Below are 13348 nucleotides of genomic sequence, written 5' to 3' on the forward strand. Positions count from 1 at the left end.
GAAAATATCGGGCATCGTATGGCGCTATTTTCCCTATTTATTGGCTGTAGTACCAGTTTAATTTTTCTTTCGCCCAGTCAATGCCACTTTTGTACTCATTTGGTAACAGCTCTACTAGCGAATTTAGGCTGTCAGCAAGCTCAGTTGGGCAGCTGTGAGTCAGGTTTAAATGACCAACTTTACGAACAGGACGAACGTCTTTTTCATACCAGTGCAGATGAACTAACGGTAAACTTAACCATTGTTGATTGAGCTCAGTGCCAATTAAATTCACCATAACAGAAGGATTAAATACTGTCGGCGATGGCATTGGTAAATCTAAAATAGCGCGTAAATGCAATTCAAATTGGCTGATAGAGGCACCGTTCTGGGTCCAGTGACCACTGTTATGCACACGTGGAGCTAATTCATTGATAAGTAATTTATCACCAACGACAAAACACTCCATTGCCATAACACCAACATAATCTAGCTCATTCATGACAGCACTTAACATAGCCTGAGCTTGTTGCTGCTGTGAATGGTTCGCGTTGGGGAAAGCGACACTGGTGCGTAAGATACCTTCTTGATGTAGGTTATGGGTGATAGGATAAAATACACACTCCCCCGCACGATTACGCGCGCCAATAACGGATACTTCTGCATCAAAAGGGATACCTTGCTCGACAATACAGTTCCCATAGATTTCATCAGGTAGACTCGCTTCGTTGCCGGGTGAAACACGCCATTGACCACGGCCATCATAGCCACCCGTTCTACGTTTGACGATCAAGAAATCACCGAGGGTTGCAAAGAGTTCAGGCCATTGCGCTTTAGCGTCAAGAGAAGCCCAAGGTGCGGTGGCTAAACCCAGCGAATCAAAGAGGCTTTTTTGTGGGAATCTATCTGCTAAACGAGGAAAAATATCTCGGTTAATAAAGGCATTATGAAGTGCTAGCTCTTTAGTCAGTGGTGTTTCAGGCCAGCGCTCAATTTCTGCGGTGATAACACTTTGTTGATAGGGAACGGCTTCAGGTTCCGCATCTAACCCAACAGGAAATACTGCAATACCAAGCGGTTCACCTGCTTGACGCAACATGCGGCCTAATTGACCATTACCAAGGACACAGACGGGTTTCATTGTGCCTCCCGAGGATCAGGGTTGTTAAGCACATCATTCGTTTGCGCCTCACGCCAAGCGGCTAAGCGAGCAAATAGCGCCTTATCAGTATTCGCAAGAATTTGTGCGGCCAGTAGTGCCGCATTTGCAGCACCGGCCTTACCGATTGCCAGTGTACCTACAGGGATACCTTTAGGCATTTGTACAATAGAGTAGAGACTATCGACACCACTCAACGCAGCGCTTTGTACTGGAACACCTAACACAGGAACTAAGGTTTTTGCTGCAAGCATACCCGGTAAATGAGCGGCTCCGCCGGCTCCTGCAATAATCACCTCAAAGCCATTTTCTTTTGCTTGTTCCGCAAAGGAAAATAGTTTGTCGGGGGTACGATGTGCTGAGACAATTTCAACGTGGAAAGGCAGTTGCAGCTCGGTTAAGACATCGGCAGCGTGTTGCATGGTTGTCCAATCACTTTTAGAACCCATAACAATAGCGATTTTTGCCGCAGATTGAGCAGTCATTTTGTGTAATCCCTGTGGTTAATAAATTTTCACCGTGAGGTGGGAAAAATGAATTGCCCCGATCATATCATGGTAACTCGCTAAGGAAAACGTTTGCGTGGTTAAAATATCAGCAAACGAATGCGGGTTGAGCAATTTACTGAGTTACCGTATCAGAGATTAAAAAGGGAAAAAAATGAGCTCAATACCTTGTTCATTTATCACAAATGCTGAGCCTTCATGATGCCATGCACCTAAAACGCCGCGATAATAACGTTTATCAGCGACATCAATTTCATGAATAGCGGGGCGATGGGTATGACCATGTATCATCCAGTCCGCTTGATAGTGTTCTAACGCTGCAATAACGGCCTGCTGATTGACATCCATAATTGATTCGGCTTTCATACTGCTAGCATATTGACTATTTTTACGCATTTTTTCAGCAATACGTCGGCGGATAAATAGAGGTAAAGTTAAAAATACACGTTGGATCCATGGTGTGTGGACCTTTTGACGATAACGTTGATAAGCTTGGTCATCGGTACACAGTGTATCGCCATGCAAAATCAACACGCGTTGACCATAAAGTTCAAGCAATGTTTCTTGGTTAAGTATCGTCATGCCACATTGCTTGGCATAACGTTTGCCTAGTAAGAAGTCACGGTTTCCATGAATAAAGTAACAAGGGATACCACGGTCAGTAAGGCTTTTTAAGGCTTCAGCCACTTGTTGATGGAGCTGAGTCTTATCGTCATCACCAATCCAATAATTAAAAAAGTCGCCGAGGATATACAGGCTGTCGGCATCAATAGCTTGTTGGTGAATAAAATTCATAAAACCGGCGGTAATCGCCGGTTCATCTTCACTCAAATGCAGGTCTGCAATGATATAAGTGGACATATTATGCGTCGAATTATTCGCTAACAGTCACTTTTTCAATCACAACATCTTCGCGTGGAACGTCTTGGTGGAAACCACTACGACCTGTTGAAACCCCTTTGATTTTGTCAACAACGTCCATACCTTCAACAACTTCTGCAAATACACAGTAGCCCCAACCATCAGGGTGTTCTGAACGGAAGTTAAGGAAGTCGTTATCAACAACGTTAATGAAAAACTGTGCTGTAGCTGAGTGTGGATCGTTAGTACGAGCCATGGCTAAAGTACCACGATTATTTTTTAAGCCGTTATTAGCTTCGTTTTTGATCTGTGCTTTTGTTGCTTTTTGTTTCATGCCAGGTTCAAAACCGCCGCCTTGGATCATGAAACCATTAATGACACGGTGGAAAATGGTATTATTGTAGAAACCTTCACGGCAGTAATTCAAAAAGTTTTCGACGGTTACTGGAGCTTTATCGTCAAAAGTGTTAATAACAATGTCACCGTGATTGGTATGAAAAGTCACCATAATAGCTATCCTGAATAATTGTATTTATTGCGCCTTCTGTTGAAGGCGTGGTTGTCAGGAAGTTTATATCACAGATAAAACCCGACTTGAAGTCACTGTCTAGGTTATCAATGCGTTGAACGATAGCGATAGTATGACAAAGATCATGTGTATTTCTTGCATTCTGATAGTGTTCAGGGTTCAATATCATTCTATTTTGTAGGTAGATACCTTATATTTATTGAAATATCCCTTAATAGCTTGAACCAGCGATACTCCAAAGAGTTTGAGATGCGAATTCACGATAGGTCTATCGCGAGCAGCTTCCGAAATACTAGCATAGGATGAGCGAATGCTATCCGTCGCGCGGTAACTGGGAGTGAGTCGAGTATATGGGTGATAAACACGTACACATTTAACGGAATAGTCCAGATGCTACAGATTTTTAATACACTGAGTCGCCAAAAAGAAGAGTTTAAACCCATTCACCCAGGGAAAATAGGGATGTACGTGTGTGGTATCACCATTTACGATTTGTGTCATATTGGTCATGGTCGTACATTTGTGGCTTTTGATGCCATTAGCCGTTATTTACGCTATCTGGGTTATGACCTCACTTATGTACGTAACGTGACGGATATTGACGATAAAATTATCAAACGTGCTGCTGAAAATAATGAAACAGTTGATGCGTTAACGACTCGCATGCTGGCTGAAATGCACAAGGATTTTGATGCTCTCAATATCCTAAGACCTGATAGTGAACCTCGCGCAACACAGCATATTAAAGAAATTATCGAGCTCACTGACTTACTGATCAAACGTGGCCATGCATATGTGGCAGAAAACGGTGATGTGATGTTTGAGGTGAAAACAGATAAAGATTATGGGCAATTATCTCGTCAAGATCTAGAACAACTACAAGCAGGGGCGCGTGTTGAAGTTGCTGATGTTAAACGTAACCCAATGGATTTTGTACTATGGAAAATGTCAAAAGAAGGTGAGCCTAGCTGGGAATCACCATGGGGCTTAGGTCGCCCAGGCTGGCATATTGAGTGTTCCGCGATGAACAGCAAAGCATTGGGTAATCACTTTGATATCCATGGTGGGGGTTCTGATTTGATGTTCCCACATCATGAAAATGAAATCGCGCAATCTACCTGTGCTCATGATGGTCCTTATGTGAATTACTGGATGCATTCAGGGATGGTGATGGTTGATCGTGAAAAAATGTCTAAATCACTGAATAATTTCTTTACTATTCGTGATGTACTAGGATATTACGATCCTGAAACCGTGCGTTATTTCTTATTATCTGGCCATTATCGTAGCCAATTAAATTATACTGAAGAGAATCTAAAGCAAGCTCGTACGGCTTTAGAGCGTTTATACACCGCGCTTCGTGGTACAGATAAATCAGTGGCTCCTGCGGGTGGTGAAGTATTTAAGCACCGTTTTGAAGAAGCGATGAACGATGATTTTAATACACCAGAGGCTTATTCCGTCCTGTTTGACATGGCTCGCGAAATTAACCGCTTAAAAGCAGAAAACATGGTTGCTGCGAATGAATTGGCAGCGGAATTACGTCAATTAGCCAGTGTATTAGGATTACTTGAACAAGAGCCGGAAGCCTTTTTGCAAGGTAATGCACAAAGTGAAGGCGATGAAGAAGTTGCTAAAATTGAAGCACTGATTAAACAGCGTAATGACGCCCGTAAAAATAAGGAATGGGCTTTAGCCGATGCAGCCCGTGATGAATTAACGGCAATGGGAATTGTGCTAGAAGATGGTGCACAAGGAACAACTTGGCGCCGTAAATAACCTCTCATACGATTAGATTAACCCGTTAAAATATTTTTAACGGGTTTTTTTATTCCCTTTTTCTGCATTTAACATCCTACTTTATTTATGGATTAATAAATAAAGCTGGTATCGATTCAGCTAAAAAATTCCAATTAAGTCACTTAAAAGATATCGGCTTTTAAAATATTAATAGTATAAAAATTCAAATGTTATTAATAGTAACGCAACGGGCTTAATTAATTTTTTGAGCTATTTTGATAAATAATATTTCAAAAGTAGCAACATTATTTAATTATCTTGAGTGACTATAAACTCACAAAATTAAGTGTTAATACTTAATTAACACAAAAAACTACCAAGTTAATTAAATATAATTTTATATTTCAACTTTATAGTCTAAAACTGACTATTATGGATTTAGATTTCTTTATTTTTGCTTTGGTTGGCTCACTGATAGTATTTTAAATGAAAATTTAGATTTAAATAAATGTTAAAATAATATAATGAGGTTTAGTTTTATCATTATTAAAAAAGCAGGTGTTTACATAAATGTATTTTTATTTATTATTTTAATAGGTAGGGGTAAATATTATTTCTACTTACACTGATCTTTTATTTCTTATTTATTTTGAATTTATTATGAGGCTACTTAAGCTCTATTAATCACTACTTGTTCATGAGGAATATCATGGCTTTTAAAACTAAGTTAATTACAGCGATGTTATTTACTGGCGTCAGCTTTGGTGCTGCTGCTGGTGATAATAGCGATAATATTACACTGAATGGTGTAATTACCGCGGTAACTTGTAATGTCACTGCAAATGGTGGCAACTCAGTATTTAATGTTGGTACTTTTGCTCAAAATAGCTTTACACCCAATGTACAAAATGGTGATACGGCGCTTGTTGTATCATTAGAAAATTGTAGTGCGGATTCAGATAAAGGTGCTTTATATGTACAAGGCACAACCACGACGGCTAACACAGCAAAAAATATCTTTATCGGTAGCGACCCTACAGTTGGCTTTATGTTGCAAGAAGATGGCAAAACAGACCAAGTCGTTGCTAATAAAGCCATTCCTGTAACGGTATCTGCAACACAACCAACTAATTATTCTTTCAAGGTTGGTATGGGTTCGACTGATGCTGTGCCTGCTGTTGGTTCATATTCAGCGCCAATTATTATTGCTTATGCATCTGAGTAACTCGTAATACTTGAAGCGCAGATTTCTGCGCTTCATTTTAATGTGAAATAAATTATTAGGTGTAGGGATATGATAGTAAAAGTATTTGGCATGATTGGAACAATGTTATTATTACTGAGTTCAACCTCAGCAATAGCGGGGATCATATTGCATGGAACTCGCATTATTTATAATGAGAGTAGGGACAATGTAGGTGCGAACATTACTATCAAAAGCGAAGACAATTCGAATACGCCATATTTAATTCGTACACAAATTTATCGTGATGTACAAGGACAAGTCGCTCAAGATAAGTTTGTGACAACACCGTCTATGTTTCGCTTGGAACCTAATAATTTAAATCAGGTTAAAATTCTCAGAATTAAAAATGATTTACCAAAAGATCGTGAATCTATTTTTTATTTTAGAGCAATAGCATTACCAGCAACAGATAAGCTTGATGATAAAGCAAACCCTAACTTGGCAGGGACATTGCAAATTGCAACGGGAAATACGATCAAACTATTTTATCGACCTGTTAAGTTTTCTATTAGCCAAAAAGAGGCTATGGGGTTATTGAAATTCTCTCTGCACTCTAATGGATTAAAAGTGGCCAACCCGACACCTTATTACATCACGCTCAGTGAAATTAAAGTGGCTAATAAATTGGTTAAGCTTAATCCCAAATTAGGTAATACCATGATCGCCCCTTTTAGTGATGTGGTGTATCAAGATATTCACCAAAAAGGCAAGGTGCAGTGGAGCGCAATCAATGACTTTGGCGGAAGGGATCAATTCAATGGCTCGGTTCAATAAACTGTCATCGATATTTCTGGCATTGATGTTGGTAAATATCAGTCATGCTCATGCAGAGAGTACTGCAAAAGTCGATTTATCAGCGTCTTTAGTTGATGGTAGCTGCGCTATTGAGTTATCAGAAAAGTCACTGGATTTTAAGCCTTACAGTGTTACCGATTTTCCAACGGCAAAAACAACGGTTGAAATACAACCGATTACAGCAAAAGTTTCATGTGAAGGTGGGAATACAACACCGTTATTAAGTTTAAAAGGCATAACGCCGTATAGCGGTAATAATAAAGTTTTTTTAGACGGCGCTCCTAATGGAACAGGATTTATGATCCAGCGGAAGATAAAAACACGTGGATTAAATGATTTTTATAGTGATGACGCATTAGAAAATCAAGGTAAGCAGGTTGCCTTAACACCATTAAATTCATCGAATCAATTCTCAAGTACGGAGTATTTTGAAATTGGGCTTGTCAGCGTAGAGAACACGGTTACTCCTGATTTTTTAAAAGCCAATATTACATTTACCGTTCTTTTTCAGTGAGAAGTAAGGGGCAACTGTGCAGAATTTTTTCATCTTGCATAAACAATTACAGCGGATTATGAAATTTGCTTTGTTGGTCATTACATTAAACTATCTGGGGCATATAGCCTTAGTAAAAGCAGAGCCAATTCGCATTCATTTTTCAGCGGAGTATCTTCAAGGCACATGCGAAATTAGTGTCAGCCAGCCGATTATTGAATTTAATAACGGCGCAAGTATTTTGACCTCGAATGTGAAGAATGGAACAGCGGTACAAGAAAAATTTACCTTAGATTTTATTAATTGTGATAGTAAAAGCTTAACTCACTATACACCTAAAATTAAAGTATCAGGTGAAAGCTTAACACTTGGTGGTAGCCCTTTATATGTAAATTCAGCCAGCTCAACAGCGAAAGGATATGGTTTTTTACTCACTACAGAGGGAAACAGCTATTTCAAAGCAAATAATAATTTAGCTGAAACAGGGTGGATTAATGCGACTTGGACGGCTAATAGCCCATTATCGATATTAAATAAAACGAAAATACCGTTTACGACAACAATTTCATGTGGGAATTGTAGCGGTGAATTACAAGGTGGAAAACTCCATAGCACAGTAACATTTCAATTTTTTTATGACTGAAAATAATGATGAAACTTTTTTTAGTGTTATTAACTTTATTATTTAGTTGCATATTTAATATCGCTATTGCGGATGGCGGCGTATTGCTGAACCAAACACGTGTTATTTTTTTAGGGACGGCGAAGAGCACAAAGGCAACAATAGAAAATCGTAGCAATAATACCTATTTAGTTAAGGTTAATGCATTGATTTCACCTGACAGTCAAGAAAAAGCACCTTTTTTAGTGAATCCACCTTTATTTAGAATGGAATCACAAAGCCAAAATACAGTAGTGATTATGCCTAATCAAATAAAGCATCTACCTACTGATAGAGAATCTGTTTTTTATTTAAGTTTTTTAGCGATACCAAGCGTACCAAAGAATGAATTAACAGAAAGTAGCGAAAGTTATTCGCAAGTCTCTTTTGGCTTACAAATGGTTATTAAATTATTTTACCGACCCGAAAATATTATTAGTGGCGTAAATCAGGCACCATCACAGCTGACTTATCAGCAAAAAGGAAATGTCTTGATTGTGAATAATCCAACGGCTTATTTTCAGACATTCTCTTCACTAAAGGTAAATGGAAAGCAAATAGATAATCAAAGTGCAGGAATGATGGTTGCTCCTTTTTCAGACATAAAATACCAAATTAACCAAGAGGCTAAAGATATAACTTGGAGAGTGATGAATGATTTTGGTGGAGAAAGTCGAGAATACCATCAAGCCTTGAAAGGTGGAGAGAAAAAATAATGAAATTTTCATCATGGCGTGCTTTGTTATTTTTTCATTTTATATGGCTATTGCCTATCACATCAAACAGCCAAAACGCGCTTAAATATGATGGAATTGCAATGCAATCCACGAGAGTCATTTATCCTGAGTCTGCTCAAAAGGGCGTCGCGTTTAAAGTGACTAATTACAGCAATATGGCTTATTTATTGCAGTCTCAGGTAACAGAACCAAATGCCAGCGGGCAAAAGAAACCTGATTTTATTGTACTGCCACCATTAGAAAAAGTTAATGAAAAAGACTCAGTAGTCTTAATGATTAAAGCGATTAACCATAAAATGCCCAAAGATCGTGAGTCATTATTTACTCTTAATATAAGAGCAATACCGAATCAGAAAAAAGAAGAGGGTAATGCAGCAAGATCGCAAATTATTATTGCAACGCAAAACCATCTAAAACTGTTTTATCGACCAGATGGATTACCAAAATATAGTGATGATGAAATATCAAAGAAACTCGTTTTTTATCGAGATAAAGGTCGTTTAGTCGTAAAAAACCCAACACCTTATTATGTGACTTTCGATTCAATTAAGGTGGGAAATAACATTATAGACCCCTCATCTTTATTTGAAATGGTTCCACCAATGGGGCAACAACAATATCCATTACCTGAAAATACTACAGGTGAACTGATATGGACGTTAATTGATCGGGACGGTGGGGTAACACAGCAATATACGAGCGAATTGTCATTATTCAGTTCTCTTTATTGAAATGAAAACAAGTAAAAAAGAGCACTTACTGCTTTAGGCCTCATTTTGCTATTGATAAGTCAATGGATATAAATATGAATAGAAATAAGCACATATCACCTGTTTGCGTAAGTCCTACTAAATTTGTATGGCATCCTATTGCGTTGTGCTTGATGTTAAGCATTCACTCTGCGGTAGCAGAGGATTATTTTGATCCGGCATTTTTACAAGCGATGGGCGAAACGGATCAAGTTGACTTATCTGCCTATGCTAAAAAAGGCAGTATTGCACCGGGTGAATATCTCGTTTCTGTTTATATAAACCAAGTTGGGATTGGGCAACTGCCCGTTACATTCAAGGAAAATAATCAGGGAGTTGTATCACCTGTATTAACCCCCGCATTTTTAGAGAAATATGGGGTGAACATTAAACAATTACCAAAAACAAAAGACTTACCAGAAAATTATTCTATTGATAACTTATCGGCATTAATTCCAGATGCATCGACGCATTTTAATATCGCTATTTTGGAATTAGAAATTAGCATCCCTCAAGTCGCCATGAAAGCAAGTCATAACGAATCATTAGATCCTGATTTGCTGGATTATGGCGTACCTGCACTGATGGCTAATTATAGTTTCAGCTATGGACATACTGAAAATAAATCAAAACTGAGTTCAAATAGAAAAAGCGATAATTTTTTTGCAACGGTGAGAGCCGGTCTTAATGCCGGGGCATGGCGTTTACGTAGCACCATTACTCATAGCCAACAGAATACGGATGGTCAAGCGCAAAAGAAGGAACATCAACGTTATACGCGTTTTACCAATACTTATCTGTATCGTGAATTATTTGCATTACGTTCAGTTTTATTAGTGGGTGAAAATAACACTGGGGGGGATGTTTTTGATAGCGTTCCTTTTCGCGGTTTAAAATTAAGCTCCAGTGAAGAGATGCTACCCAGTCAATTACGTGGCTATGCACCTCCTATTGAAGGTGTTGCGAACAGTAATGCAAGGGTTACTGTACGTCAAAATGGTAATGTTATTTATGAAACCTATGTCGCGCCTGGCGCCTTTTATATTAATGATATTCAAGAAGCTGGGCTTTCAGGGGACTATGATGTCACCATCACTGAAGCGAATGGCACAGAGAGAAAATTTATTGTGCCTTATTCATCATTACCAGTGATGTTAAGGCCTGGTGGTTGGAAATATGAAATTACTGCTGGCCGCTACGATGGAAATGTGACTAATAGTTCTCGTGAGGCAGAGTTTTTATTAGGCACGGCGGTTTACGGATTACCGAATGATACAACGGTTTATGGTGGTGTATTAGCGGCTGAAGACTATCAAGCGGCCAACATAGGGGCGGGAATTTCATTAGGCAGTATAGGTGCTGTTTCACTTGATGTTACATCATCTATTGCAAAACTAAACGGTGATTCACGAAAAACGGGGCAATCTTATCGTCTTCGTTACTCGAAAAGTATGATGAGCACTGGGACTTCCATTGACCTTACTGCACTACGTTATTCAACACGCAATTATTATAATTTCAGTGAATTTAACTCTGAAGGCTATCAGCTTGAAGAGGGCGTTTACCCATGGGCAATGCAAAGACGGCGTAGTAGTTTTCAAACTCAAGTCAGTCAACGCATGGGAGATTGGGGAACCCTTTATGTGCGAGCAACTCGCGATGATTATTGGGGGAGTTCTAGAACGCAAACGGGTGGCTCGATTGGCTACAGTAATAATTATAAGGGGATAAGTTACGGTGCTAACTATAGTATCGATAGAATTAAAGATGATAATGGCAGTTGGCCTGAAAACAGGCAAATTTCCTTTAATATAAGTATCCCATTTAGCATATTTGGCCACTCGGAGTCTTTACAGTCTATTTATTCAACTAGCTACTATACTCGCGATAATAATGGACGATCGCAAATCCAAACAGGGATTAATGGCAGTTTAATGAGTGGTGATTTAACCTATAGCGCTTCCCAAAGTTGGGAAAACAAAGACGGTGTTAATAACAGCAATATTAACGTTGGTTACCAAGGAAGTAAGGGCAGCGTTACTGCTGGCTATAGTCATAGCAGTGAGACTCAAACATTTAATATGAACGCAAATGGCGGCTTATTACTCCATTCTGGTGGGCTGACATTAGCAAAAAATATGGGGGAATCGGTAGCTCTGGTTTACTTACCTGATGCACCGGATGTCAGCATTAATAATGGGTCTGCTCGTTCTGACTGGAGAGGTTATGGTATAGCGCCTTACCTTTCCGATTATAGAAGAAATAGCATTAGTATCGATCCAACGACATTGCCTGATGATGTCGATGTGGCGCAAACGAATATCAATATCTATCCAAGTAAAGGGGCTGTTGTCCCCGTTAATTTCACGACCAAAAAAGGCTACCAAGTATTAATGACGATTATTAAAAATAATAGTCCAGTTCCGTTTGGTGCCATAGCCAGTCTCCAACATACAACGGATAACTACAGCAGCATTGTGGGTGATGCAGGATTAGTTTATTTAACTGGATTACCGGAAAAAGGGAAACTTCTCGTTAAATGGGGGGAATCCGCAGAAAAACAATGCACGGTTAGCTTTGATTTAACGAATGTGACGTTAGACGTCGATCAACCAATACGCCAAGTAACTTACACATGTGCTCCGGTAAAATAACAAAACGCATTAAGGTATTTGACTGATTATGAAATATCATTATTTAAAATATAAAGCCGTTATGAGCTTAGTACTTCATAAATATGTTACTAGCGCAGTGATAGCATTTAGTTTTATGCCTTCTTCTGCATTGGCAGTCAATATTAACGCGACACCGGGTGAAAGTGTTATATCGCTTGGTAATGTAAATGCAGAAGTTACATTAACATCAATTAGTAGTGCATTCTCAGCTGCGGCAAATAGGGCCGATGGTTTTGCGGTGCATACATCCTCAACAGCATACAACTGTTTATCAAATTCGAATGAAGCTGTTGTCGGTAATATGAAAGGTTATAAAGTCGCGGAAGATATCATTATTGGTCTCCAAAGTACCAATGCAACAGGGGTAGCGTCAGTTGGCGCTGGAGCGCAACCCGCATCTGCAAATTATAAAGATATTACTGTAAAAGGCACATGGAGTAGTAACGGTAGTTATACTGTCACTCCAACACAAGTGCCATCTGCAATGTGGTGTGGCTCTGCTTGGCCAGAGCCAACGGATCACGTATGGAATCCACAGAAAAAAAATAATAAGGCTTCAATACAAGGTAAACTCTTTTTATATGTAGGGCCTAATGCAAAGCCTGGGTCTTATACATTACCGAATCTTTATCTCATAAAAGCGGCTACAAGTAACGGTGATTTAGTCAACCAACAAATTTTTGAAGGTGGAACACTAACCGTTAGTTATCCCCCTTGCTCTATATCTACGCCGACAGAAGTGACATTCGATACGACAAAAGGGCTGCCTGTTATTAATCCGACATCTTCAATCACGGTTAACTGTGGCATTAATAATGGCCGAGCTTTTCAAATTGGTATTTCTGGAACACCTGTCGCGCCATCAATGTTAGTGGGAACTCATGCAATTAGTTTGCATTATGGTGATGGCACAATAGGAGGATTAGTCCGCGGTTATATAGGTAGTAATGCAGCAACTGACGCTGTTGGTTGTTTGGATAGAGCGTCAAGCATTCCTTTTTCAGAAAAGAACCAAGGTTTAAATTTTATGCTATTGGGGGCGAATACGTCCGGAGCTTCACAGACGCAACCTCTCGTTTGGTCGTTATGCCCTAATGGCACTGAAAAACCAGGTAAAGCAACGGGAACCGCGGAGCTTGATGTTGTCTATAAATAAGTGTTTTAAAGCAATACGATAATCAGAGAAGTGCATAAAACTATTTTTACAAATATGATTTA

At 39.2% G+C, this 13348-nt stretch carries 13 protein-coding genes; 9 read left to right on the forward strand and 4 right to left on the reverse strand.

Features of this window, described 5'->3' with window-relative positions; genetic code table 11:
• Window positions 1-37: 37 nt before the first annotated feature.
• The 4 genes from purK to ppiB all read right to left on the reverse strand — a co-directional run bounded on the left by purK (window position 38) and on the right by ppiB (window position 3013).
• Complete coding sequence (purK, locus tag P2E05_RS05710; RefSeq protein WP_163860846.1) at window positions 38-1120, reverse strand: 5-(carboxyamino)imidazole ribonucleotide synthase; 1083 nt, start codon at window positions 1118-1120, stop codon at window positions 38-40.
• Entirely contained in the window at window positions 1117-1623 is a 507-nt protein-coding gene (gene purE, locus P2E05_RS05715) for a 5-(carboxyamino)imidazole ribonucleotide mutase (protein WP_154623278.1), read from the reverse strand. The genes purK and purE overlap by 4 nt, the downstream gene beginning before the upstream one ends.
• 159 nt (window positions 1624-1782) lie before the next feature.
• Window positions 1783-2505 carry a UDP-2,3-diacylglucosamine diphosphatase gene (locus P2E05_RS05720; protein ID WP_154623279.1) on the reverse strand — a complete coding sequence of 241 codons (723 nt, stop codon included), beginning with the start codon at window positions 2503-2505 and terminating at the stop codon, window positions 1783-1785.
• Between the two features lie 13 nt (window positions 2506-2518).
• Window positions 2519-3013 carry a peptidylprolyl isomerase B gene (gene ppiB / locus P2E05_RS05725; RefSeq protein ID WP_154623280.1) on the reverse strand — a complete coding sequence of 165 codons (495 nt, stop codon included), beginning with the start codon at window positions 3011-3013 and terminating at the stop codon, window positions 2519-2521.
• A 411-nt stretch (window positions 3014-3424) separates the two neighbouring features.
• Here ppiB and cysS point away from each other — a divergent pair, with 411 nt between their 5' ends.
• The 9 genes from cysS (at window position 3425) to P2E05_RS05770 (ending at window position 13286) form a co-directional block, all read left to right on the forward strand.
• Complete coding sequence (gene cysS, locus P2E05_RS05730; RefSeq protein WP_154623281.1) at window positions 3425-4813, forward strand: cysteine--tRNA ligase; 1389 nt, start codon at window positions 3425-3427, stop codon at window positions 4811-4813.
• Window positions 4814-5483: 670 nt separating this feature from the next.
• Complete coding sequence (locus P2E05_RS05735; RefSeq protein WP_230085842.1) at window positions 5484-5999, forward strand: fimbrial protein; 516 nt, start codon at window positions 5484-5486, stop codon at window positions 5997-5999.
• Window positions 6000-6068: 69 nt separating this feature from the next.
• Window positions 6069-6794, forward strand: a complete 726-nt coding sequence (locus P2E05_RS05740; RefSeq protein ID WP_163860850.1) for a fimbrial biogenesis chaperone — start codon at window positions 6069-6071, stop codon at window positions 6792-6794.
• Entirely contained in the window at window positions 6778-7329 is a 552-nt protein-coding gene (locus P2E05_RS05745; RefSeq protein ID WP_272687360.1) for a fimbrial protein, read from the forward strand. Before P2E05_RS05740 ends, P2E05_RS05745 begins: the two co-directional genes overlap by 17 nt.
• A 34-nt stretch (window positions 7330-7363) precedes the next feature.
• Window positions 7364-7951: a fimbrial protein gene (locus P2E05_RS05750; RefSeq protein WP_269723771.1), complete on the forward strand. Its 588-nt coding sequence runs from the start codon at window positions 7364-7366 to the stop codon at window positions 7949-7951.
• A gap of 5 nt (window positions 7952-7956) precedes the next feature.
• On the forward strand, window positions 7957-8685 hold the full coding sequence (locus P2E05_RS05755) for a fimbrial biogenesis chaperone (RefSeq protein WP_154623456.1): 729 nt from the start codon (window positions 7957-7959) through the stop codon (window positions 8683-8685).
• Window positions 8685-9437 carry a fimbrial biogenesis chaperone gene (locus P2E05_RS05760; protein WP_163860852.1) on the forward strand — a complete coding sequence of 251 codons (753 nt, stop codon included), beginning with the start codon at window positions 8685-8687 and terminating at the stop codon, window positions 9435-9437. Before P2E05_RS05755 ends, P2E05_RS05760 begins: the two co-directional genes overlap by 1 nt.
• A gap of 74 nt (window positions 9438-9511) precedes the next feature.
• Window positions 9512-12109, forward strand: a complete 2598-nt coding sequence (locus P2E05_RS05765) for a fimbria/pilus outer membrane usher protein (protein ID WP_167520912.1) — start codon at window positions 9512-9514, stop codon at window positions 12107-12109.
• A 28-nt stretch (window positions 12110-12137) separates the two neighbouring features.
• Window positions 12138-13286 (forward strand): hypothetical protein, encoded by a 1149-nt coding sequence (locus P2E05_RS05770; RefSeq protein ID WP_154623453.1) that lies wholly within the window; start codon window positions 12138-12140, stop codon window positions 13284-13286.
• Window positions 13287-13348: the final 62 nt, after the last annotated feature.

Origin of the sequence: Providencia stuartii, assembly GCF_029277985.1 — a bacterium.
Lineage (GTDB): Bacteria > Pseudomonadota > Gammaproteobacteria > Enterobacterales > Enterobacteriaceae > Providencia > Providencia zhejiangensis.

What these genes read in the sequence shown, in the direction of transcription:
- P2E05_RS05765 (WP_167520912.1), top strand. Translation starts at nt 9,512, where the DNA reads ATGAATAGAAATAAGCACATATCACCTGTTTGCGTAAGTCCTACTAAA.
- P2E05_RS05740 (WP_163860850.1), top strand. Translation starts at nt 6,069, where the DNA reads ATGATAGTAAAAGTATTTGGCATGATTGGAACAATGTTATTATTACTG.
- purE (WP_154623278.1), bottom strand. Translation starts at nt 1,623, where the DNA reads ATGACTGCTCAATCTGCGGCAAAAATCGCTATTGTTATGGGTTCTAAA.
- P2E05_RS05760 (WP_163860852.1), top strand. Translation starts at nt 8,685, where the DNA reads ATGAAATTTTCATCATGGCGTGCTTTGTTATTTTTTCATTTTATATGG.
- P2E05_RS05755 (WP_154623456.1), top strand. Translation starts at nt 7,957, where the DNA reads ATGATGAAACTTTTTTTAGTGTTATTAACTTTATTATTTAGTTGCATA.
- P2E05_RS05770 (WP_154623453.1), top strand. Translation starts at nt 12,138, where the DNA reads ATGAAATATCATTATTTAAAATATAAAGCCGTTATGAGCTTAGTACTT.
- cysS (WP_154623281.1), top strand. Translation starts at nt 3,425, where the DNA reads ATGCTACAGATTTTTAATACACTGAGTCGCCAAAAAGAAGAGTTTAAA.
- P2E05_RS05720 (WP_154623279.1), bottom strand. Translation starts at nt 2,505, where the DNA reads ATGTCCACTTATATCATTGCAGACCTGCATTTGAGTGAAGATGAACCG.
- P2E05_RS05745 (WP_272687360.1), top strand. Translation starts at nt 6,778, where the DNA reads ATGGCTCGGTTCAATAAACTGTCATCGATATTTCTGGCATTGATGTTG.
- P2E05_RS05735 (WP_230085842.1), top strand. Translation starts at nt 5,484, where the DNA reads ATGGCTTTTAAAACTAAGTTAATTACAGCGATGTTATTTACTGGCGTC.
- purK (WP_163860846.1), bottom strand. Translation starts at nt 1,120, where the DNA reads ATGAAACCCGTCTGTGTCCTTGGTAATGGTCAATTAGGCCGCATGTTG.
- ppiB (WP_154623280.1), bottom strand. Translation starts at nt 3,013, where the DNA reads ATGGTGACTTTTCATACCAATCACGGTGACATTGTTATTAACACTTTT.